Annotated in this window: 21 protein-coding genes and 1 riboswitch; of the genes, 8 read left to right on the plus strand and 13 right to left on the minus strand. The window is 44.4% G+C overall.

The genetic code is table 11. The annotated features are described in order from the left end of the window. Positions 1-228: 228 nt before the first annotated feature. The 3 genes from A8F94_RS14065 to A8F94_RS14075 all read right to left on the minus strand — a co-directional run bounded on the left by A8F94_RS14065 (position 229) and on the right by A8F94_RS14075 (position 3,724). Positions 229-429, minus strand: a complete 201-nt coding sequence (locus A8F94_RS14065) for a hypothetical protein (RefSeq protein WP_066201604.1) — start codon at positions 427-429, stop codon at positions 229-231. A 482-nt stretch (positions 430-911) separates the two neighbouring features. Beyond that, positions 912-2,120: an MFS transporter gene (locus A8F94_RS14070; RefSeq protein WP_066201607.1), complete on the minus strand. Its 1,209-nt coding sequence runs from the start codon at positions 2,118-2,120 to the stop codon at positions 912-914. A 326-nt stretch (positions 2,121-2,446) separates the two neighbouring features. Then, positions 2,447-3,724 carry a S8 family peptidase gene (locus tag A8F94_RS14075; RefSeq protein ID WP_066201610.1) on the minus strand — a complete coding sequence of 426 codons (1,278 nt, stop codon included), beginning with the start codon at positions 3,722-3,724 and terminating at the stop codon, positions 2,447-2,449. A gap of 342 nt (positions 3,725-4,066) precedes the next feature. On the opposite strand from A8F94_RS14075, the gene A8F94_RS14080 reads away from it, so the two are divergent. Beyond that, positions 4,067-4,372, plus strand: a complete 306-nt coding sequence (locus A8F94_RS14080) for a BC1872 family protein (RefSeq protein WP_066201611.1) — start codon at positions 4,067-4,069, stop codon at positions 4,370-4,372. 31 nt (positions 4,373-4,403) lie between these two features. Here A8F94_RS14080 and A8F94_RS14085 read toward each other — a convergent pair whose 3' ends face one another. Then, positions 4,404-4,970 carry a class I SAM-dependent methyltransferase gene (locus A8F94_RS14085; protein ID WP_066201614.1) on the minus strand — a complete coding sequence of 189 codons (567 nt, stop codon included), beginning with the start codon at positions 4,968-4,970 and terminating at the stop codon, positions 4,404-4,406. 101 nt (positions 4,971-5,071) lie between these two features. Here A8F94_RS14085 and A8F94_RS14090 point away from each other — a divergent pair, with 101 nt between their 5' ends. Further along, entirely contained in the window at positions 5,072-5,410 is a 339-nt protein-coding gene (locus A8F94_RS14090; protein WP_077247717.1) for a hypothetical protein, read from the plus strand. A 62-nt stretch (positions 5,411-5,472) separates the two neighbouring features. On the opposite strand, the gene A8F94_RS14095 is transcribed toward A8F94_RS14090, so the two are convergent. The 4 genes from A8F94_RS14095 to A8F94_RS14110 form a co-directional block, all read right to left on the minus strand. Then, the gene (locus tag A8F94_RS14095; RefSeq protein WP_066201617.1) at positions 5,473-5,685 is read right to left on the minus strand and encodes a hypothetical protein; all 213 of its coding nucleotides are present in this window, start codon (positions 5,683-5,685) and stop codon (positions 5,473-5,475) included. Positions 5,686-5,968: 283 nt separating this feature from the next. Next, entirely contained in the window at positions 5,969-6,700 is a 732-nt protein-coding gene (locus A8F94_RS14100; protein WP_066201620.1) for an AAA family ATPase, read from the minus strand. Between the two features lie 119 nt (positions 6,701-6,819). Continuing rightward, complete coding sequence (locus A8F94_RS14105; protein ID WP_066201623.1) at positions 6,820-7,434, minus strand: DUF2628 domain-containing protein; 615 nt, start codon at positions 7,432-7,434, stop codon at positions 6,820-6,822. A 318-nt stretch (positions 7,435-7,752) separates the two neighbouring features. Continuing rightward, a complete protein-coding gene (locus A8F94_RS14110; protein WP_066201625.1) occupies positions 7,753-9,363 on the minus strand; it encodes an aspartate:alanine exchanger family transporter in 1,611 nt (536 codons plus the stop codon). Between the two features lie 615 nt (positions 9,364-9,978). Between A8F94_RS14110 and A8F94_RS14115 the strand changes: the two genes are divergently transcribed. After that, the gene (locus tag A8F94_RS14115; protein WP_066201627.1) at positions 9,979-10,398 is read left to right on the plus strand and encodes a DUF4395 domain-containing protein; all 420 of its coding nucleotides are present in this window, start codon (positions 9,979-9,981) and stop codon (positions 10,396-10,398) included. A gap of 298 nt (positions 10,399-10,696) precedes the next feature. On the opposite strand, the gene A8F94_RS14120 is transcribed toward A8F94_RS14115, so the two are convergent. Then, positions 10,697-11,527: an alpha/beta fold hydrolase gene (locus A8F94_RS14120; protein WP_066201630.1), complete on the minus strand. Its 831-nt coding sequence runs from the start codon at positions 11,525-11,527 to the stop codon at positions 10,697-10,699. Between the two features lie 340 nt (positions 11,528-11,867). Between A8F94_RS14120 and sstT the strand changes: the two genes are divergently transcribed. Both sstT and A8F94_RS25775 read left to right on the plus strand, forming a co-directional pair. Beyond that, a complete protein-coding gene (sstT, locus tag A8F94_RS14125) occupies positions 11,868-13,085 on the plus strand; it encodes a serine/threonine transporter SstT (RefSeq protein WP_066201633.1) in 1,218 nt (405 codons plus the stop codon). A gap of 357 nt (positions 13,086-13,442) precedes the next feature. After that, positions 13,443-13,595: a hypothetical protein gene (locus A8F94_RS25775; protein WP_175384424.1), complete on the plus strand. Its 153-nt coding sequence runs from the start codon at positions 13,443-13,445 to the stop codon at positions 13,593-13,595. Positions 13,596-13,897: 302 nt separating this feature from the next. On the opposite strand, the gene A8F94_RS14130 is transcribed toward A8F94_RS25775, so the two are convergent. Beyond that, positions 13,898-14,137, minus strand: coding sequence for a hypothetical protein (locus A8F94_RS14130; protein ID WP_066201636.1), 240 nt, complete (start codon positions 14,135-14,137; stop codon positions 13,898-13,900). A gap of 332 nt (positions 14,138-14,469) precedes the next feature. Then, a riboswitch (SAM riboswitch) is annotated at positions 14,470-14,587 on the plus strand. A 94-nt stretch (positions 14,588-14,681) separates the two neighbouring features. Here A8F94_RS14130 and A8F94_RS14135 point away from each other — a divergent pair. Both A8F94_RS14135 and metH read left to right on the plus strand, forming a co-directional pair. After that, positions 14,682-16,544, plus strand: a complete 1,863-nt coding sequence (locus tag A8F94_RS14135) for a bifunctional homocysteine S-methyltransferase/methylenetetrahydrofolate reductase (RefSeq protein ID WP_066201639.1) — start codon at positions 14,682-14,684, stop codon at positions 16,542-16,544. Continuing rightward, positions 16,522-19,971 carry a methionine synthase gene (gene metH / locus A8F94_RS14140; RefSeq protein ID WP_066201642.1) on the plus strand — a complete coding sequence of 1,150 codons (3,450 nt, stop codon included), beginning with the start codon at positions 16,522-16,524 and terminating at the stop codon, positions 19,969-19,971. Before A8F94_RS14135 ends, metH begins: the two co-directional genes overlap by 23 nt. 255 nt (positions 19,972-20,226) lie before the next feature. Here the strand turns inward: metH and A8F94_RS14145 are convergent, their stop codons facing one another. Next, complete coding sequence (locus tag A8F94_RS14145; protein WP_175384425.1) at positions 20,227-21,177, minus strand: siderophore ABC transporter substrate-binding protein; 951 nt, start codon at positions 21,175-21,177, stop codon at positions 20,227-20,229. A gap of 301 nt (positions 21,178-21,478) precedes the next feature. Between A8F94_RS14145 and A8F94_RS14150 the strand changes: the two genes are divergently transcribed. After that, positions 21,479-21,664, plus strand: a complete 186-nt coding sequence (locus tag A8F94_RS14150) for an SE1832 family protein (protein WP_066201648.1) — start codon at positions 21,479-21,481, stop codon at positions 21,662-21,664. Positions 21,665-21,732: 68 nt separating this feature from the next. Here A8F94_RS14150 and A8F94_RS14155 read toward each other — a convergent pair whose 3' ends face one another. Further along, positions 21,733-22,260, minus strand: coding sequence for an NUDIX hydrolase (locus A8F94_RS14155; protein WP_066201653.1), 528 nt, complete (start codon positions 22,258-22,260; stop codon positions 21,733-21,735). 132 nt (positions 22,261-22,392) lie between these two features. Next, the gene (rpiA, locus tag A8F94_RS14160; RefSeq protein WP_066201656.1) at positions 22,393-23,070 is read right to left on the minus strand and encodes a ribose-5-phosphate isomerase RpiA; all 678 of its coding nucleotides are present in this window, start codon (positions 23,068-23,070) and stop codon (positions 22,393-22,395) included. Positions 23,071-23,083 lie beyond the last annotated feature (13 nt).

Genomic DNA, 23,083 nt, shown 5'->3' on the forward strand with positions numbered 1-23,083 from the left:
ATGATTATACATTAATTATACCACTTGTGGAATCCCTTATGTGGAAAGTATGCGATCGAACCACTTGCCACTGCTCACTAACGGTTTTGAAGATAAGCTGCCCGCGAGCGAAGCAATAAAAGCTTTCCCGCTATGAACAGGGAAAGCCTCTTGTAAAGAAATCATACCCGGTGACGCTTACAACAATCCACTTATTTATCCAACAATATATAATAGAAAAAGGAATGCTTATTTCTTCCCGCCCTGGATGACTTTAAACGCAGCTTTTTTCTCGGTTTTTGTTTGATAGAGAGGTCCATTAGGCGGAATTGAGGGCGGTCTATCCAAACCGTTTACCTTTGCATAAACTGGTTTTTCCACCTGTTTTTCCTCAACCTTTGTACCCATCCATTCTTTAACCATCAACAGAATCCGATTGAATAAACGCATGGTACCCTCTCCTTTACAAACTCTACTTACACATATGCGGCGCTTTTCCAGGGTATTCTACCCTAATTTGGGACCGGGCTAAGTTAACTTGCCAGGCAATTTATTTTTCACAAATACAAATGTGCCAACATAGAAACTAAAGATATGGGATGTTTGAAAAGGATGCAAACGTTGTTCCGTCTGCTCACTCTGTTATGTGAATACCCCGAGTGATTGGGCTGTAACCACTACGTAAGCGGTATTTTTCAGGAATGGGAAATGTGCAAAGTAATCCACGTTCTCCACCGATTTAACCCTATATAGAACAAATAGCGGCTAGGCTGTTTCTTCACCACTACTTGTCTCGTTACTAAAAACTTCGCTCCAAGGAGTCCAGTTTCCTTCCATAACGGCAGGATTTTTTTAAAAATCATATGATGTCAATGCAAAAAACCTGCAGTCCCCCTGCTTCAAGGCAAGGCTAAACTGCAGGCTCGTTGTAGCTATTTTTGATGCGCCAATTTTCTTTTTAAAGATGTACGCATTTCTTCATTATTCAAATAGACGGTACCCATGGCAAGCAACAGCATAAGTCCGGTTACTGCAAATACGCTCTGAACAGGGAAAAAGCCGCCGATAAAGCCGCCCAGCATCGGGCCGGCCATTCCGCCCAATTGGTTTGACGTTTGATGCAGACTGAATGCCCTGCCACGGAAATCCTCAGGTGTTGTTTTAACAACTAACCCATTCAACGCCGGATAGACTGCACAGAAGAATATTCCGTAAACGAACCTTATAACCGAAAATCCGACTATATGTGAAAAAGCAATTTGGGCAAGTGATCCAATCCCTCCGCCCAACAGGCCAATGATTAATATTTTGTTGAATCCGTGCTTATCGGCCCATCTGCCCCAGACAGGTGCAAAAAAGGCACTTGCAATACCAGGCAAGGAAAAGACAATTCCAGCCAAAAGGGCTGTCTTGTTAGTAGAGCCGGTGATGTCCACGATATATAAAGGAAGGACTGGTTCGATAATCATCACAGAGCAGCTGACGATTAGCGTCAAAATTAATACGTGCAAAAAAGGCTTGTTATTTGCAGCAACTTTAAAATCTTGAATCACTGAACCTTTTTCCTTGTTCGGCTTAAAATTTACTTCCTTAACCCAAAAAACAATCAGGAATGTGGCCAGGCCAACAATGATTCCGCCTGTTGCAAAAGCCCATCTGTTCCCGACCAACTCGGCAATGCCGCCCCCGAGCAATGGACCCAAAATTCCACCTGACGCAGATGCGGAAGAAATAAGGGAAAGAGCATAGCCAACCTTTTTATTGGGCGTATTGGTCCCAATTAAGGCAATTGCCCCCGGAATGAATCCGCTCAACAGCCCCTGTAAAATTCTCAAGGTAAGAATTTCATAAGGATTTGTAACGAAAGCCATTAATGTATAAATGACACAAAGCACAAAACCTGCCCTGACAATCATTGGCTTCCTTCCGTATTTATCGGCGACCCTGCCCCAGAAAGGCGATGCGATCGCACCAGCCAAAAAGGCGGAACTGAAAATCAACCCCGACCACATTTCCGTATTGTCATGTACTCCTATTTCCAGGAGAAAAATTGGCAGAAACGGGATCACCATGGAAAAACTCGCCGATGTAAAAAAGACCCCAATCCAAAGAACCAATAAATTCCGTTTCCAAATAGGCAATACCTATTCATCTCCCTGCCAGTTTATTTGATACATACAGTCCATCTTACCACATAACCCAATTAATTTCATTAATGAGATATTCGGATAACGAAATATTAGCAAGGATATCTTTAAAGGCAATAGACTTGATGATAGATGAAGGGAAGGTCTTTATGGAATTTGGTTTAGCGAAGGTTGAGCTTTTTGATGTGATCTATGGAATTAATCAAATTCCAACTTAGAGGACTGCATTTTTGCAGGAAGTATTTGATGCTTCGCCCAAAAAATAACACCCCGGTGTATCTGGCAATCGCCTTCCACACTGGGGTGCTAGTAAACTAGAATTATTTTACTCTAGCAAATCCAAATCCTGACGCATAATCATCGCCAGTTGCTGCTCCGTAGCCGCCTTTAATGTCATACAGTTTCGCCCTTCTTTGAAGTTCAGTGCGAAGCTGCTTGTTCGTCCAGGAATAATTGGATGACCAAATCTTTGCAGCTAAGCCTGCCACATGCGGAGTGGCCATTGACGTTCCGCTGATTGTGTTGTAATTGCCGTCGTACCAGGTCGACTCAATTGCTGCGCCCGGTGCTGAGATTTCTATATCCTTTTCCTGAATGACATAATCGCCATCTGTATTTGGATTTCCGCGCGAAGAGAAGTTTGCCACGCGATATGTTCCATTCTGCTGAACATTCTCAAGAGCCGCTACCGCGACAGCATTCACGAGTGCGCCCGGATAGCCGATTGTATTGGCTGCATACCCAGAGTTACCTGCAGCCGCAACAACAAGAACATTCCTGTTGTAAGCATAATCAACCGCAGATGCAATCAACGTATCCTTAGAGCTTGAACCTAAAGACATGTTAATTACAACCTTCGAACCTGTCGCTGCAGCCTGGTCGGCTGCATGGCGAATTGCCCCTGCGATATCATCGGAGTATCCTGAACCGCTGTCGGTTAATACTTTGTATGCCCAAAGCTTTGCCTGGGGCGCTACACCATAAACACCCATGCCATCATCGGCGCCATCAGCAAGTACTGTTCCCGCTACGTGTGTACCATGGCCGTTTCGGTCTGTACATGTGCCATTTACAATCGGGGAAGATGATTGAGTGAAGTCTTTACACTGCTCAGCCTGGCCCCTCAGATCGTAGTGGTTCGTATAAACGCCCGTATCAAGAACGGCTACTTTTATCCCTGAACCGCCAGAAGTTGCGGAGATGTAGGGATCATTGTAAATGGCTTGTATTCCCCAAGGAGTTCGGTCACTAGGAAGAGACGTAATTGCGTTTGCAGAGACATCGTTATTGGCAGCCGGATTTTCCCTGCTGTCCAAAGCCACTTCCTCGACCTGTTCAATGTTAAGGTTTTTGTTTTTCAATAGTGCTTCATATTGCTTCCCATTAACAGTAGTTGTGAATCCTTCTGCACCAAAATCCCAGCGCGGTTTATAGGTTTGCTTCGCTTTCGCCATTTCAGAATTGGACCCCTTGATCGCGACGCGGTACGTTTCCTTCGCATCCCCTTCATTCCCCTGCCCGCTTGCTCCTGCAGCAAACAGCGAGAGCCCCATAGACAATGCCAACAACGCCGAACCAAATTTGGTTCTCTTTTTCATTACATTTCTCCTCTCACCTTTGGTATGTACAGCACAGCAATTTTCCGGCTGTAATTTAGAGTTTATTCAGAATGGGAAACGGAATCAATTATTCATGTGCCCGTGATGGTTGGGAAAATTACCGATAAAAACCGTGTCAGGACAGAGTTTTGAGGATTGGGAAATTTCTTGTGGAGGTTTAAAGCGTAAACGAGGCGATATGCAGATTGAAATAAAAAAGCAAGGAATCTTGAGGGAATTTTATAAAAATAGTAGTAATTCACTATTCAACAGTTTTATAACAGAGTGTTAATATTTACATATGATATATAACAGTACCGCTGAAAAGGGGGAGAGAGAAGGATGGATAAAACAGAAACTATAGCCCGCCGCATTCTCGGTTGGAAATTAAATCGCTGGGATCGCTGGTTTGATTTTGAAAGGAGGATATTCATTCCTGTAACAGATTTTCAGCCAGAAAAAAATCTGGACCATGCCATGCTGATTGTCAAAAAGCTTGAGCAAATTGGGTTTGCCTTTTCTAAAAATGGAACAAACGAGGTCAGCTTTAATCATTTCCGTGGTTCCGGCACAACTCTTTCCGAAGCAATTACAGATGCAGCCTACTCGATCGCAGACAATAGTTCCATCCCCGATGGGTGGATATAATGATATCCCGTGTGTGAATTTGCACGGGATATCATTTTGTTTTTTCACAAAAAATCATCTGCCTGCCCGAACGTTCATCTTCCTCATAGGAAAGAACCTTCCAGTCCCGGAATTCACGTAATAACTCATTGGATTGCAAGAGAAAATCATTCGATACACGTTGCGATTCCAGCTTCGGAGAATGGTAGTATGTATCCATAAAGACATACCCTCCCACCTTTACCCAATGATGAATAGAAGGGAATAATCGCCGATCCAAATAGTAGGCTACAACCACTAAATCAAAAAAGTTAGCTTTAAATTGAAAACTGCCAACTTCAGTAAGATCCCTTACTTCCGCCTGTATATTCAACTTATTCCTGGCAGCCTGCTCCTCGACGTACTGAATAGCTTTATCGGAAATATCGATACCGCGCACCTTATAGCCAAGCCTAGCCAAATAATAACTGTTGCCGCCAAGGCCGCATGCAATATCCAGGGCGGTTCCTCCACTCATCAGATAAGGCTCCATCCCAGTCAGTCTTTGATTGGGAATAGGCATGGTGATTTCCTTTAACCTCTCTTCATACTTCGCGTTCCATTTCTGTTTTTCCTTCATTTTTCACCTCATAAGGTAATATTATCCAATACCCCTTATTGTGTCTGAAAGCCCTACAGGCGGGTAAAATTACTATAAAATGACGAAATGAGGGATATTGGATGACTTTCGGCAATGGATATAACAATGGCAATGGCAACAATAACGGAATGGGAGGCGTCCCTGCCCCTCTATTTGCGGCAGGAATGGCTAAAGATGCATTAGACAACGATGCGATACTGAACGAAGACCAGTATAATGTTTTTGTGAATGACGATTTCGTTGGCGAAAAAACCTTGAAAAACCCTGGAGAAAACCTTTCTGATGTTGATGACTTCATTAAAATGCAAGGCATATCCGATTTCACGACAAAGCTGGATGGAAACAGGTACACCATCGAGGCAGACAGCAATGTTGAAGACATTAAGGATACATTGGATGTATATTTCAAAAACCGTTAGCCTAACTACGATTCTAACAAGAATGAAACCCCACTTCAAACCGAAGTGGGGCTTTCCGATCTTCATTTTTCCCAGACTTTGCCCATTAGCTGCTCAAATTCCTTAATCAGACTTCCCGGTTCATCAGTCAGAATGGTTACTGTATCCCCTTTAATTTCAACCACATCACCGGGCACTGCTTTTTCGGGGAAAATCGCTCTTGGGAAATCTTTTGCGGTACCCTCAATGTGGACGACAACAACATGTTCCTCAAACTTATAAAGAATCCCCCTCAATGGTCCCACCATCCTTATAATTTGTTAAGGCAATGTGTGATTGGTACTTTTCGTGCCTCGACGATTTCTTTACCTTGTTCAAAGGCTTTTATTGGACCTGCCACCACATAGGCCAACTGAACAATCCGGCTAGTATGTATGTGTATGCTAGAAACGCAAAAAGCTGTCCTAAAAAATGTGATGGTTGTGTTTACGGCAAGGTTTAGAAGCGAGGGCAAGTTAAAAAGTCTGGTTGCCATGGGCAATGCTTTTGTTTTTGGTTACCTATTAAGGTAATCCGTTCTTAACGAAGCAGATGCCTTAGGAACCTTCCTCTGTCTTCAAAAAACTGCTTCATGATTGAATAATGGGAAGTATTCTCAAGTGTCGTTTCCTCCATCCCTTCATCGGTTATCTGGATGATTTTCGCACCTGGATACGCCATGATAATCGGCGAGTGTGTTGAAATAATAAACTGGGAGCCCTCATGTACGAGATCGTCCATCCTGGCTAGGAGCGACATTTGTCTAAGCGGGGACAAGGCAGCTTCAGGTTCGTCCAAAATGTAAAGGCCATTCCCCTGAAACCGCTCGTTGAATGCGGCAAAGAACGATTCGCCATGGGACATTTCATGAAGCGATTTACCTCCATAAGAATGAACGGCGTCAATTTCATCTATATTGGTCGCCAAGTTGTAGAAGGTTTCCGCCCTAAAGAAAAAATTGTCGGACGGCCTATAGGCTCCTTTTACGAGACGCAGAAAATGATGCAGGTCAGAGTGTGAATCATAATTGGAGAAATTGAAATTAGTCGTACCGCCCTCCGGGTTAAAGCCATATGCAACCGCAATTCCCTCAAGCAATGTGGATTTGCCCATTCCATTTTCACCAACGATATAGGTAACGGAAGAATCAAAGGTTATCTCTTTTAAATTGCGAATGATCGGCAGAGTAAAAGGAAATCTATCCTGTCTATGGGCTTCCTCTGCTTTAAGCTCGATTTTCCTGATATATTGTGTATCCCATTGAAGTTTCAACCCTATCCCCCTTCCAAAACGGCGTACCTTTTTGCGATGCTGTTATTTTCTCATAAAAATTAAATAAAAGCCCAGGTAGGCAACCTGAACCTTTATCTCAAAACTATTCAAGTTCATCATCAAAAATGAAAATAGAGTGAAACCGAAAAATAAGTCAGCAAAAGCACAAATACAAGGAAAGCTCCAAGACAGCTTGTCCCGCCCTTCTTTTTAAGCAAAGCCCTTTTTTCTGAAGGAACCATCGTATTTTCTGTGAATCCAGCAAACAAGCTTTCAGCATATTTTAAATATATAAAGTTGCCAAGCAGCCCCAGTAATATCCATATTGACAGCCCAAGAAAATAAAAGAAAACCGTAAACATTTGACCATAAAGATTTTGATAATCCGCTAAATAAGATAAAACATCCAATCCTATAAACATTCCAATGATTGCAAGGACTGGGACAGGCATTTTTCTGTATCCGAACCAGATTGGCCCTAATAGGAATGCAGCCCAGTTCCAGCTGAACTTCAAATTGTTTTTATCGAGAAGATTCCATCGAGTGCGATAATATGTATAATTCCTTCCAATGAAGGTTTCCTCCATCTGTTTTTTTATGAGGAAGGAGTTTTCATAGTCACTGGCAGCTGGGGGAACATGCCGGTGTTTCGGCCTCTCATATATGGACTTTCCACAATTGGAACATACTCTCTCCTGAGCGGAGAGATACATTCCGCAAGATGCACAATACATTGCTAATTCCGCCTTCCAAGACATGATTTAAAAGCAAAGGCAGCCAGTCTGATTTTCAGCTATCCCTCCTATCATAAAGAAATATATGTAGATATAGCCTTTAGCAGCAAAGGCCAATAAGGCAGAACCGGCTAATAGCCGGCGATAACTCCGGGGGACAGGTTAAATGGCCTGAAAATAAGGTTAACTATGGAAAAAACATAAGGCTCTTATACTATTCTTTTTTAAAATGGAAAATCCTGCATAAATTTACAAAAGACATGCAATTTTCACATTTCAAAAAGCCAAGCCTTTTCACTACCAGGCTTGGCTTTGTTTTTATAAGAAGAAAATCAATACTTGTGAAATGATCGCTACGAAGATAAGTGCAAACGGGTAAGCTGCGGCGTAGGCAATTGCCGGATCATCATTATCAATAAGTTGGCTTGCTGCTCCCAACCCTGGTGTGCTGGTCATTTCTCCACACACTGCACCCAGCGAATGAATAATGCTTAGCTTGAAAAAGAGGCGGGATACGTAATAACCAACGATCATCGGAATAACTGTAATCATTGCCCCTCCGAAAAGCAGGCCAACCCCTTCCTCGCTGACCACTTCAACTACCCCCTGGCCGGCAGTCGTACCGGCACCCGCAAGGAACAACACAAGCCCGATATCGCCAATCACCTGGTTTGATGGCTGGAAATAGCGTGCCCGGATCGGGCCTATTTTCCCGAAATGGCCAATGATTAGAGCTATAAACAAAGGACCGCCGGCGACACCCAGGGTAATTGTACCCAGCCCCGGCAAATAGATTGGTGCCCTACCCACAAGGATGCCAATCAATAAAATCAGGCTTAGTGAAAGGATATGGACATTGGTCACAGTCAGGTTTTTCCGGCTGAACAACTTTTCAACGTCATTCAGGCGATCCTCACTGCTGACTGTAAGAAGGACATCGCCACGTTCTAGACGCCATCTCGGGCTTTGGTTATATTCAAAGCCGCCTCTCTCGATGCGGGTGACGGTGACTCCGTATTTTCTTCTTAGCCCAAGTTCCTTTAATGTCTTTCCTATCATCTCTTCAGCGCCGACAGTAATTTTCCGGTGAACGATATGGTCATAGTTTTCAAAGTGCGACTCAACTTTTTTCCCAATTTGCTTGCATAACTTTTGAACATCATTTTTTAAGCCCACCGCTACAAGATGGTCGCCCTTTAAGATGACTGTATCACCAAGAGCAATAATATTCCGGTCGCCGCGAATAACGCGGCTAATGACAACACTATTGTATTGATTGAATTGCTTATTAAAATGCAGTTCTTTTAAGGTCATTTTGTTCAAGGCTGGATTGGTGATCCCAATTGTCAGCACCTCGGGTGATTCTTCATTCCTTATCGGGCCTGATGTCGCCTCCAGGTCTTTTTTCAAGTCAGTTTTTAACAGCCTCGGCAGGAGTTGAACAAATAACACCACGCCGAGGACACCAAATGGATAGGCGAGACCGTATCCAACGGATGTGATAGGGTCGTTTGTTGCCTGCAAGGCTGCCGCTAGACCAGGTGTACTCGACAGGGCACCTGTCATGATGCCGATTCCAAGTGCGGGTGAGAGATTAAACAGATTGGTAACCAGGATAGTCACAAGTGCACCAGTCAGGACAATAACCAAACCGATGATGCCAAACACAATCCCGCTCGTTTTCATCATCCGGAAAAACCGGGGACCCGCCTGGAGCCCAACCGCAACAATGAATAGGCTAAGGCCCAGCTGCTGAATCGTATCAGGTATTTGATAGCCATAATGGCCGAATATCATCGCAATAAACAGGACGCCAGAGGTACGAAGGCTCAGTCCCTTGACGCTTACCTTTCCCAGCGCCGAACCGAGAAACAAAATGAAGAACAAAAGAATAAGCGGTTCGTCCAGCAACGATCTGATAAAACCCATTTACTATTCCTCCGTCATATGAAGCAATGTGAAACAAATAAAAAACATCGACAAAATCAGACTTTCAAATTCTATCATGTTTTAACTTATTGTCCATCCTTCCCCATAAAAGTTCATATGGCTGTAAAAATTAAAGGGGAAATTTTAGGGGTCAGATTTTAGGGGTCAGACCCCTGCCGTGGACTTTTTCATAAATTTGTCCGTGTTAGGTGGACACTGCTGGTGAATTACGATATTAAGCTACGTGGAATACAACGCTGGGGTAATAGCAGGTAAGGCATAACAAGACTTATTGATACGAAAATCGAGGGTTTCCACTTCTGGAACCATCGTTCTTCCCTTTGCCCGGAAATAGGCTATTTTTGTGTTTGTCGTTTATTATGTTCGAGATTGTCTTGATTCCCTATTTTTTGTCTTAATTAGTTCAAAATTTATCTTAATCACTATTCTTATATTGTTGATCCCAACCTTTCACCACTGTCCCGTCTCCGCGGACAAAAACAACGAAATGTCCACGAGAGGGGTCTGACCCCTTGCTTCCTTATTCACAAATAGGTTTTATTCGTGTACACTATATTAATCTTCTATTCTTATAAGAAAGGTCGGATTTATTATATGGCTGAGGCTGTGCGTTCGATTCCGCGTCCATTGGTCAGGACAAATCAGTGGGTGATTGTATTAAGTGTTGTAGCAGCATGGCTTACCGGCGAGGAATGGATTCTGGCTATACCCTTGGCTGCCGGGTTAATGGGGCTCTTTTTTGGTTTCAACCCAATTATGAGAGTTGCGAGGCTCTTCTTGAGAAAGGATGCTTCCTCTTATATTCCGGAAGAGTGGGATCAGCAGCAGTTCAACCAGGCAATCTCGGTTGTCTGTCTGGCTGGCGGTTTAATAGGATACACATTTGGATGGAACAAAATTGGCCACGCCTTTACGATTATGGTTGCCCTTGCAGCATTTGTCGCCATTCTTGGCTTTTGCATTGGCTGCTTCATCCGCTTTCAATACATCAAATTACGTGCAAAGAAAATATAGGCAATCAGCACTAAATACGAAAACGAGGGTTTCCACTTTTGGATTACCCTCGTTTTTCTTTAATAGGCATTGGCCTTTTAGTATTTGTCCTGATTCATTTTATTTCTATGCTTGATTCATTCGGTTTTCGTCCGGCTTATGTTGAAGTTTATCCTAATTATTTAAAGACACCTAATTAACTTTTCTAAAAGCTGATTCAGAAAGCTCCCAACTGGTGTCCACTCCAAATGGACAAAATGAGCCAAAAGTCCACGAAGGGGGTCTGACCCCCGTTTTGACCCCCTTCTTACTGCCCCCTCTACTTCCTAACTTTCTCTGTTAAAAATTCCTCAACGAGGGTGTTGAATTTTTGACTGTGTTCCCAGAACATCATGTGACCGCCAAGCACTTTGATGTCTGTATTTGGAGTGAGCTTTTGAAGATAGGCGGTTGCGGTGTCAGCCCAATGCTCTGCGACAATAGCCAGAGTCGGGACCGCTTTGCTGGATTGCTTTGCCTCCTCCCGGTAATCGGAGAACATCCCGCTCGCGAACAAATTTGCGGCAATATAGTATGGCGTTTTCATTGATTGCTCGACTATCCAGGTAAGCTCCTCCCCTTTCAGCTCCCTCTGGACCATGACGCCGGTTGTGTAACCTGTAATGAACTCTCTTTGCCCCTGGGGATTCCGCAGGTAGCCATTGTAAGCACCTGCAATACTATCAAGCGGACCCTCCACCCAATCATCCTTGTGAATACTCAATGATTTTGGAGGCATATCGACGAAAATAAGTGACTTTACATTATCGGTACCAAACTGCTTCACGTATTCCCATAGGGTCAAGGCTCCAAACGACCAACCAACCAGTGTGGCATTTTTTACATCGAGGGCCTCGAGCACCCTGGCCAAATCAGTTCCATGTGTGGTATAGTCATTTCCGTGAATAGACATTGAGGAGCGCCCATGGCTGCGCGGATCCAGGACAATCGTACGATTCGTCTTTGAAAAATGCTCAAGCTGTTTGGAAAACACCTCAGTTGTAAACGTAAATCCCGGGATAAAAACAATCGGTTCCCCGCTCCCGGCGTCCTCGACAAACAATTCAACACCCGGTTCAACTTCAATATACTTCCCATGTAAAGCCGTCATCTAACGTATCCCTCCGTCCGATTATCGTTCTCACTATAAATATTTCGATAAGTGGCCTGTTAATACCTGCTAATCGGAAAAAGGCTGTGTCATTGCAGGAAAAAGAGTGGTTTCGCACACCGTTACGTTTCCGCCCCAACAACAAATACATTTAGACAAAGGAATACATCCTTCTTTCTTTTTTTGTACAAAGATATGTTTGTTCCTAAATTGTGCCATTGTGTTCTATCGAAATTTTCAATATAATGAATAAAATTAAGGGCCAGCTATCGGCACCTTTCGGCAAATTCTAGTAAAAAATTCACTTCGATGCAACGCATCCGGCAGTCAGGAGGAAGGTATGAAAAATCTAGTCAGGAAATGGAATGAAATTAGTCTCGTCAAGCAAATCATCATCGGTATGGCGATTGGTATTCTTCTAGCCTTAACAATACCAGAAGCCGCCCAGCCAATCGTCCTGTTTGGGACATTGTTTGTGGGAGCATTAAAAGCAGTTGCTCCCGTATTGGTATTCTTCCTCGTAATAGGAGCCATTGCCCAGCATAAGAGCGGCCACAAAACGAATATGAAATCCATCATTGTCCTATACATTTTTGGAACATTTCTGGCTGGGTTTATCGCGGTCATTGTCAGCTTCCTGTTCCCGGTAACAATCACACTGGCAACCAGCGCACAGGAATTGAAGCCCCCAGGCGGTGTTTCAGAGGTTCTACAAAATTTGCTGCTGAATGTAGTTGATAATCCGGTTAGCGCACTCATTAACGCAAATTACATCGGTATCCTTGCATGGGCACTTGCCCTCGGCTTTGCATTGAAAAACGCCAAGGATACAACCAAATCACTTATTTCAAATTTCTCTGATGCAATATCAACGGTTGTTAAATGGGTAATCAAGCTGGCTCCCCTTGGCATCATGGGTCTTGTATTTGAATCAATCACAGTGAACGGGCTTGAATCGCTGCTTGGTTATGGCAAACTGCTCGCGGTCCTGCTTGGCTGCATGCTGTTTGTGGCATTGGTCGTTAATCCTCTCATCGTGTACACAGTTACGCGCAAGAATCCATACCCGCTCGTCCTAACAGCCTTGAAAGAGAGCGGAATCACTGCATTCTTTATGAGAAGTTCGGCTGCCAATATTCCAGTAAATATGAGGCTTTGTGAAAAATTGGGCTTGGACAAGGATACGTATTCCGTTTCAATCCCGCTTGGTGCAACGATCAATATGGCAGGTGCGGCAGTGACGATTTCAGTCCTGACATTAGCTGCGGTCCATACTTTGGATATAAATGTTGATCTGCCGACAGCATTCCTGCTCAGCATTGTATCAGCGGTCTGTGCTGCTGGCGCCTCAGGTGTTGCCGGCGGGTCCCTGCTTTTGATCCCGCTTGCCTGCAGCCTGTTCGGTATCCCAAACGACATTGCCATGCAGGTCGTTGGTGTTGGCTTCATTATCGGTGTCGTTCAGGATTCCGTTGAAACTGCCATTAACTCATCGACTGACGTTATTTTCACTGCCGCAGCCGAGTACAGAAAGCAACGGCTGGAAGGTACAATGTAAGAATAACCACCACAGTTTAATTAGTTGAAAAAGCCCTCATTCTTCAGCGAGTGAGGGCATACTTTATTTTATAGCTTTTTTTAAGGAGCTCTGTTGATTCTGTTACTCCTTCTCCGAAAAATGAACTTCCTCTCTCAAACTTTAAACAACGTAATGATTACGTTTTCATTACAAAGGCTTATTTACTTTTTAAACGGGAATGGTATGGACGAATGTGGTTTAACTTTTGCCTAGCCGCTGATTGGTTTTTCCCGGACAAATGATCCACATACAACTACCAGTACACTTCACAGACAGAATCAGGTTCATCATTCCCTCTTCCTTAGGCTACTTGAAAACAGAAAGGGTGGAACATGTATGGCGATGTTAAGAAAAATGGTTGAAAGCAAACGCAATCACTACTTCAATTTCCTGGTGAAGTCAGGCGTAATTGATCAAGATGCAGCCGCGGACAATTACACACTTACAGAAGTTCTTGATGTTTATACTAAATGGAGGAACAGCCGCTGAAATGACCCCAATATCAAAGCTGCGCACCCTAGTCCATCATAAAAACCTCCCGGTCCTCCTTACTTGATTTGTGTCGTTTACTGTAAGCAAAACCGCCCCTTTGCCAAAAATAACGATTTTTTTGCAAGAATAGTATAATTCCCGGTACTGAACAACACCTTGCTATTCCACAAGCCTCTGCGCGCTATTTTGGCCATAAAAAAAGCTTTCCCCGCCCGAAAGCAAAGGAAAGCTCTTTATAATAATCAATCTATTAATCAATTCCCAATCTGAAATTAGCCAGGCTGGCTATGAACGTTAGATTATCCCCTGCTCCGCTCCCGTCTGTTACGGTTCCGCTCCCTAAAAATAGGTGGGATAGCGAGGACTTCCTCGGTTAGTTGGTACTTCAAAATATTATTCTTGATATAATCATCAATGGCAACCTGAATCATGACCTCCTGATTGACCTTGCTGACTCCTTTCAATTTCGGATCCTCGAACATTTTTTCATACCTTTTTCGCAATATTCTTCGTAACAGCCCAAGCTCAATCGTCCCCATTCTAACACCTCCCACCCGTACATTTTTATTCGCTCCTATGAAAACTTTATATTTTTACTATACAATGTTCTGCTGAACTCGAATATTGGGAAAATTTTTTTAAGATATGGAATGTTGGATGCAGTGTGAGGATTACTCAATAACAATCACAGACAAAGTGGACGGCAAGAATAGTACCTCGAAGCAATTGAACCATTCTATTTTTATAATGAAATAATGATTTAGTATTACTCACTGGAACAATAGCTTCTTTAGCCATTTACACCGGCAAAGTTATTTCTATTGCAATAAAACGTATCTTGTAGTAATTTTAATAATAGTTTAATAATTTTGTCTTATCCAGAGAGGTTGAGGGACATGGCCCTGCGACGCCTCAGCAACCATCAAATGGCCTGCCGTTTGAAAAGGTGCTAATTCCTGCAAGTTAGATGCTAACTTGAAAGATAAGAAGAATGGCTGACGCTACCTGATAAAGTCTTCTTCTTGTTTTAGAAGAAGGCTTTTTTATATTTTCGGCGAACCAGCCATTAAAGGAGACAGTTCAATGACATTTCTAGAAAAATTGCAAACCCAAATCCTGATTGCCGACGGGGCAATGGGTACTCTTCTTTATTCATATGGGAGCGACAGCTGCTTCGAGGAGCTGAATCTGTCACATCCCGAACAAATCCAGAACATACATAAAGCCTACATTGCCGCTGGGGCTGATGTCATTCAGACAAATACCTATGCTGCCAATTATTTAAAGCTTCAGAGGTACGGACTTGAGGATTCTGTGAAGGAAATCAACAGTGCCGCAGTGCGAAATGCGAAGAAGGCCGCACAGGATCATAATTTTGTCCTTGGTACGATGGGCGGAAATCGTGGGGTAAAACCGCAATCCGTTTCAATCGAAGAAATCAAGCGCAGTTTCAGGGAGCAGCTATATTGCCTCCTGCTTGAAGGAGTGGACGGGCTGCTTCTCGAAACCTTTTATGATCTTGAAGAGCTGGAAACCGTGTTGTCAATCGCCAGGAAAGAAACGGCGCTGCCAATTATCGCTCAGGTTTCACTCCAGGAAGCAGGGGTTCTGCAGGACAGGACACCCATCAACGAAGCAATGAATCGGCTTGACGGTCTTGGTGCTGATGTGGTCGGCCTGAATTGCCGCCTCGGCCCGCATCACATGCTTGTAACATTGGAGCAAATTGAACTTCCCTCCCATGCTTTCCTTTCTGCTTATCCGAATGCCAGTCTGCCTGCCTATACGGATGGAAAGTTCCATTATGAAGGAGACGCCGAGTATTTCAGGAAATCGGCACGGCAATTCCGCACCGAAGGGATTCGCTTACTGGGCGGCTGCTGCGGGACGACGCCTGCACATATTAAGGCTTTCGCCGAGGAATTGAAAAATGCTGCTCCAATTACAGAAAAAACGGTCAACGTAAAAACGGGGCCGCTTGTAATTGAACCAAGGCAAACGATACCTGACTATCCCCCGCTGCAGGATGTTGTAAAGGAACGGCCTTCAGTTATTGTCGAGCTTGATCCGCCACGGAAGCTTGATACGACAAAATTTTTCGAAGGTGCAAAGGCGCTGAAAAAAGCGGGGATTGACGCTCTCACCCTTGCAGACAATTCGCTTGCCTCAGTGAGAATCTCAAATGAGTCGCTCGGATATTTGGTTAAACAGGAGCTTTCAATGAGGCCGCTTATTCATATAGCCTGCCGGGACCGTAATATTATTGGCCTGCAATCACATCTTATGGGACTTCACACCCTTGGGCTTCATGATGTTCTTGCCGTTACAGGCGACCCGGCCCGGGTTGGCGATTTCCCAGGAGCCTCATCTGTTTATGATGTTTCTTCCTTCGAGCTGATTCAAATGATTAAGCAGCTCAACGAAGGACTTTCCTATTCCGGAAAAGATCTTGGGCAAAAAACCGCCTTCAGCATCGGTGCTGCCTTCAATCCGAATGTCCGCTCACTTGAGAAGGCGGTCAACCGGCTTGAAAAGAAAATTGACCATGGCGCGGATTATTTCATTTCCCAGCCAGTCTTCTCTGAAGAAAAATTAATCGAGGTACATGAGCACACAAAGCATCTGGAAAGCCCAATATATATAGGTTTAATGCCCTTATTAAACACCAAAAATACAGAGTTCCTTCATAACGAGGTACCGGGAATCAAAATATCACAAGAAATCCGCGACAGGATGGCAGCTCTAGCCGATAACCCGGTTCAAGCAGCACAGGAAGGTTTGGCAATCACCAAATCTTTGATTGATGCCGCACTTGAGTTATTTAATGGAATCTATTTGATTACTCCATTTCTTCGCTATGAACTGACTGTTGAATTAGCAAATTACGCCCGCCTTCGTGCGCAAGAAAAGAGGAGATCCATCTATGCTACTACACACATTCACTGAACACCTTAAAAACAGGATTTTAGTCATGGACGGAGCTATGGGTACCATGCTGCAGCGCGCAAATCTTACAGCTGCCGATTTTGGCGGAGAGGAATTGGAAGGCTGCAACGAGAACCTGAATTTGACTGCACCCGAAGTGATTGCCCAAATCCATAGGGAATACCTTGAAGCCGGCGCAGATATCATTGAGACAAACAGCTTTGGCGGTACAAGACTCGTCCTTGACGAATACGGGATTGGTTACAAAGCGTACGAAATCAATAAGGCAGCCGCCGCGATTGCAAAGCGTGAGGCGAATGCTTTTTCGACGCCGGAACGGCCCCGCTTTGTAGCAGGTGCAATGGGCCCGACCACGAAAACGCTTAGTGTTACAGGCGGTGCTAGCTTCGAAAGGCTTGCCGAGGACTATGAAGAACAGGCCCTCGGGCTAATTGATGGCGGTGCCGACCTGCTTCTGCTGGAAACGAGCCAGGACCTTTTGAATGTAAAAGCAGGTTTTATCGGAATCCAGAACGCTTTTTCAAAAACAGGAAAAGAATTGCCTTTGATGATTTCAGGCACAATCGAGCCGATGGGAACAACCCTGGCCGGCCAGTCAATCGAAGCCTTCTATATTTCGGTCGAACATATGAATCCAGTTGCTGTCGGCCTAAACTGCGCAACCGGCCCGGAGTTCATGCAGGAGCATATCCGTTCCCTGTCAGGGCTTGCTTCTACAGCGATCAGCTGCTACCCGAACGCCGGGCTTCCGGACGAAGACGGCCATTATCATGAAACACCAGAGACATTAGCTCGAAAGATTGCCGATTTTGCCGCTAATGGCTGGCTCAATATTGCCGGCGGCTGCTGTGGAACGACACCAGACCATATCCGTGCTATTTCAGTAGCACTTAAGGAGCAGCAGCCAAGAGAACTTTTAGCGCCTTCGCATCATATGGTCTCCGGTATTGAGCCGCTCGTCTATGATGACCCAAGCATTAGGCCGATTATGGTCGGAGAGCGTACAAATGTAATTGGTTCAAGAAAGTTTAAGAGACTGATTACAGAAGGGAAAATCGAAGAAGCAGCCGAAATCGCTCGCGCACAGGTTAAAAACGGTGCCCATGTGATCGATATTTGCCTGGCTGACCCTGACCGGGATGAAAAAGCGGATATGGAAGCCTTCATTCCCGAAGTCGTCAAGAAAATAAAGGTCCCGCTAGTCATCGATTCAACTGATGAAGAGGTCATTGAAACTGCCCTGAAATATTCCCAGGGCAAGGCGATTATCAATTCCATCAACCTTGAGGATGGCGAAGAACGTTTTGAGTCAATAGTACCACTTATTAAACAATACGGGGCGGCAGTTGTCGTCGGAACGATTGATGAAGAAGGCATGGGCGTTTCGGCCGAACGAAAGCTCGCGATTGCCGACCGTTCCTATCACCTGCTTGTTGAAAAATATGGGCTTAAGCCACAAGATCTCATTTTCGATCCACTAACGTTCCCTGTCGGTACAGGTGACGAACAATACATTGGGTCAGCCAAGGCAACAGTGGACGGAATCAAGCTCATCAAGGAGCGCTTCCCCGAAACGCAGACGATTCTTGGAGTCAGCAATGTTTCCTTCGGATTGCCGTCTGTCGGGCGCGAAATCCTGAATTCTGTCTTCCTGTACCACTGTACTCAGGCAGGGCTTGACTATGCGATTGTTAATACTGAAAAACTTGAGCGGTTTGCCTCTATTTCAAAAGAAGAGGTTGAACTTGCTGAGGACTTGTTGTTCCGGACAACAGACGAAACACTTGCGCGGTTCACTGAATTTTATCGCGGTAAGAAGAAAGAGTCGAAACAAACTATACCTGACATGAGCCTTGAAGAACGGCTTGCCTATTATGTGGTCGAAGGTACAAAGGAAGGACTGCTTGGGGACCTTGCCCTTGCACTTGAGGAATATCCTGCCCCGCTCGACATTATAAACGGGCCATTAATGGATGGCATGAAGGAAGTTGGCAGGCTGTTCAACGAAAACCAGTTGATTGTCGCAGAGGTTCTGCAGAGTGCCGAGGTCATGAAAGCCGCAGTTTCTTTCCTTGAGCCACATATGGAAAAAGGTGACGTGTCCGCGACCAAAGGAAAGGTACTCCTGGCAACAGTCAAAGGCGATGTCCATGATATCGGGAAAAACCTTGTCGACATTATTTTGAGCAACAATGGCTATGACGTTCATGACCTTGGAATAAAAGTCTCCCCAACCGAACTGATTCAGGCAGTCCGAAAAGAGCAGCCCGATTTTATCGGACTATCCGGCCTGCTGGTTAAATCGGCTCAGCAAATGGTATTGACCGCCCATGACTTGAAAGAAGCCGGGATCAACCTTCCGATTCTCGTCGGCGGTGCAGCACTTTCAAGAAAGTTTACAGACACACGGATTGCCAAGGAATATGATGGCCTTGTCCTTTATGCCAAGGATGCCATGAATGGCCTATCGCTTGCCAACCGATTAAGCTCAAAGGATGAATTCGGTAAGCTTTTGGCTGAACGTGAGGAAAAGCTGGCTAAGCTATCCGCTCCTGCACCAGTGTTTGAACGCCCTTCAGGCGGAGTTGCAGTTAAGGTGAGGCCCGCTGTATCAACTGATGTTCCTGTTTATGTCCCCCAGGATACAAAAAGGCACGTCCTGAAATCGTATTCGCTTTCCCATATTGAGCCGTATATCAATATGCAAATGCTGCTTGGCCATCATTTGGGTATTAAGGGGAAAATCGCCAAGCTGTTGGCGGAAGGAAATGAAAAAGCTGTAAAACTGAAAGGAACTGTCGATGAATTGATACGTGATGCTTCTGAAAACGATTGGATTCAGCCAGCTTCAGTTTATCAGTTCTTCCCTGCCAATTCGGAAGGAAACAAGGTTATCATTTACAATCCGAAAGCACCGGATCAGGTGCTGGAAACGTTCGAATTCCCTCGCCAGGAAACGGAACCGTTCTTGTGCCTTGCCGATTATTTAAAGCCGGCCAGCAGCGGTGTAAAAGATTATGTCTGCTTCTTCGCAGTTACAGCCGGGCGTGGCATTCGCGAAAAAGCGGAGGAGTTCAAGCAAGCCGGACGCTTCCTCGAGAGCCATGCACTTTTCTCTCTCGCACTCGAAAGCGCTGAAGGCTTTGCCGAACTAATTCACCGCCAGATCCGCGACCGCTGGGGATTTCCGGACCCCGCGAACTTCACAATGCAGGACAGATTCTCTGCCCGCTACCAGGGCCAGCGCTACTCCTTCGGCTACCCGGCCTGTCCGGATCTGGAGGACCAAGAAAAGCTGTTCAAACTCATCCATCCTGGTGATATTGGGATTGAACTGACCGACGGCTTCATGATGTATCCAGAAGCCTCGGTGACAGCGATGGTGTTTGCCCATCCAGAGGCAAGATACTTTAATGTAAATAGATAGAAGAAAAAGAGGCAGCCATGGCGGCTGCCTCTTTTAATTAACTATTTTTCCCTTGTTGGTTACATTTCAGTTGTTTCCATTAGCCAAAACGTTATGAATAAGCCTTATTGGTTACATTTTGAACCCTGTATTAGCCCGAAACGTTACCAATAGATTACTGGACTTGATAGGGTCAATGCGATTCCAGAACTTGACTTTGGCATCCCAAAAAAGAATGCATGGCCGCTGAACGGGACCATGCATCCTATCGTTATATTACTTTTCCAAAGCATCTCCAACTTCTTTAACCATTTCTGAAACGGAGACAAGTCCGCCGCCAGCAAGGTACCAGTAATCAGCGTTCAAGTAAACAACATTGTCTTCTTTAACTGCTTTTGTATCTTTTACTAGCGCATTTTCTACAACTGATTCGGCAGAGCTTTTCCCGCCCTGAACAGCAGCGCCTCTATCAATGACAAACAAATATTCTGGATTTTTTTCAACAAGATATTCGAAAGAAATGGTTTGACCATGTGTAGAAATTTCAAGGTTTTCATCGACTGGCTTGATGCCAAGTACATCATGAATCAGGCCGAATCGGGAACCTGGGCCAAATGCGCTGATATTGCCTTCGTTTGCTAGGATAATCAATGCCTTTTCATCCATTGTGCTTGCCTTTTCTTTAATAGCGTTGATCGTTTCTTCAACCTTTGCGAGTTCAGCCTCAACTTCATCTTCCTTGCCGAAAATTTCTCCAATTGTCTTTGTGTTTTCTTCAAATGATTCCATATATCTATTTGTATTAACACCCATGAAAATGGTTGGGGCGATTTCGCTTAACTCTTCATATGCATCAGATTGCCTTCCGGAAATGATGATTAATTCAGGAGCAATTTCGTTAATTTTTTCAAAATCAGGCTCTTTGATTCCACCGGCATTCTGATATTTATCACTTTTATATTTTTCAAGATATCCAGGCAATGTTTCCTGAGGCACAGCGGCTACGTCTACTCCGAGAGTATCAAGGGTATCAAGGATGCCATAATCAAAGACAACAACATTCTTAGGGTTTTTAGTAACCTTTGTTTCACCCAGTTGATGCTTTACAAGAATCTCCTGCTTTTCCGATTTCTCTCCAGAGCCGCTTGCACTCTGGTTTGTCGAACCGCAAGCAGAAGCAATAATCGTAATAAATGCAAGTACTAAAATTAATGAAAGTCGTTTCATCATTTCCACCTCATCATGTAAGTTTTGTTTGTTTGTACTCTCTAGCTAAATGATAATGATTTTCACTATCACTTGTCAATATGTAAATGAGAAAAACTCTCATTTGATTCCTAAATAAGTCGATTTTGTGATAAAGACAGTCCATAAATCTATTTTTAAAAAGAATCCGCATGAAATTTTCTCCAAAAAAAAAATAGCCTTCTCAATTAGGCGATTTTTTAAGCAGGATTGTTGAAGAACTCAACGTGTATAATTATTCTAAAGATAGCCCTTTTTTAAATAATGATGGGAAGTGGGAGACATGAATAAACGGGAAGTCGAAAGCAAAATTGCCGAATTAAAGGATGAATACCTGCAGCTTCAGCATAATTTGGAGAAAATGGAGTTCGTTAATGGAAATCTGTCTCCTTTGGAAAAACGCCTGACCGAGATCGAGGCCGAGCTGCATTCGCTCAATCAAACACTAAGGACATTTAAGGAATCGTAACATGATTTTCCGGGTCCTTCCTTGCCTGGAATAGGGCCAGAAGCACCCGGCAGTACAAAATGGTTTAATCAATCTGTCATGAACTTGTACCGCAAAATCGCAGCAAGCCCTGCTCCGTGCTTGAATTCACCTTCAACGACGAGATTTTTTAGTTCTTCCATCGTAATTTCATGTAATTCAATCTGTTCGCTATTCTCAAGATGCTGCTCTGCCTTTGTCAAGCCTGCAGCCGCGAATAGGTGGATTTCTTCTGTCGTCGACCCTGGCGACGGATAAAAACTCCCAAGCTCCAGCCAATGTTCCGCAACGTATCCCGTCTCCTCCTGCAGCTCTCTTTTCGCAGTTTCAATAGGATGTGTATGTACTTCATCAATCATTCCAGCCGGCAGTTCCCATTCCCACTTCCTTATCGCATGGCGATACTGCCTAAGGCAAACAACCTTATGTTCTTTTGTAATCGGAAGGATACAAACTCCTTTTGCAAAATCCAAATAGGAAAAGGTCTTCTCTTCGCCATCCGGCAAAACAACCCGGTCAACCGATATCTGAAATCGGTCTATGTTTGTGTTGAGAGAGTGCGCAATTTTCCATGCCATATCTAATCACCTCAGGTATTGTTATCGACAAATGCCATAGGCCAATCCCAAGGCATTTAACATTGCCCATTCTACCATACTCATTTAAACACCAGGTACTAACCGGCTTGATTTTGCCGGGGCAGGCGATACTTATATTGAGTTCCGATTTAAAACGAGTGCTTTTCCTTCTGAGTCCAGAGTAACCACCTTGTCGGCAATCCCAACGAACAAGCCATTTTCGACAACTCCGGGAATCTTATTGAGTGACGCTTCAAGCTCATTCGAATTGCCAATCGGTCCAAAATCACAATCAACTATTAAATTGCCGTTGTCTGTTATAAAAGGTCTTCCACCAGTTTCACGGAGACGAGGCACTCCCCCCAGCTCGGTTATTTGCCTTACCGTTAATTCCATTCCAAACGGTACAACTTCCACTGGCAGCCGAAACGCGCCTAGTTTCTTTACAAGCTTACCTGCATCCGCGACAACAATAAACTCGTTGGCCGCATTGTCTATTATTTTTTCACGCAGAAGCGACCCGCCCCCGCCTTTAATCAAGTCCATATTCGAATCAACTTCATCCGCCCCGTCTATTGCAACATCAATGCCATTGATGCTTTTAAAATCTGCCAGGGGAATTCCCACCTGACGGGCCAATTGCTCGGTTTTAACCGAAGTGGGAATACCCTGTATCGATAAACCTTCATGAACAAGCTGGCCAAGTTTTTGAATTGTATAAAAAACAGTCGAACCACTACCTAGCCCGACTACCATCCCATCCTTTACAAATTGGGCGGCTCGTTCTCCGACTAACTGTTTCTGATTCACATAATCACCTCAT

This window comes from Bacillus sp. FJAT-27225 (genome assembly GCF_001685025.1).
In the GTDB taxonomy this organism is placed as follows: Bacteria; Bacillota; Bacilli; order Bacillales; family Cytobacillaceae; genus Bacillus_D.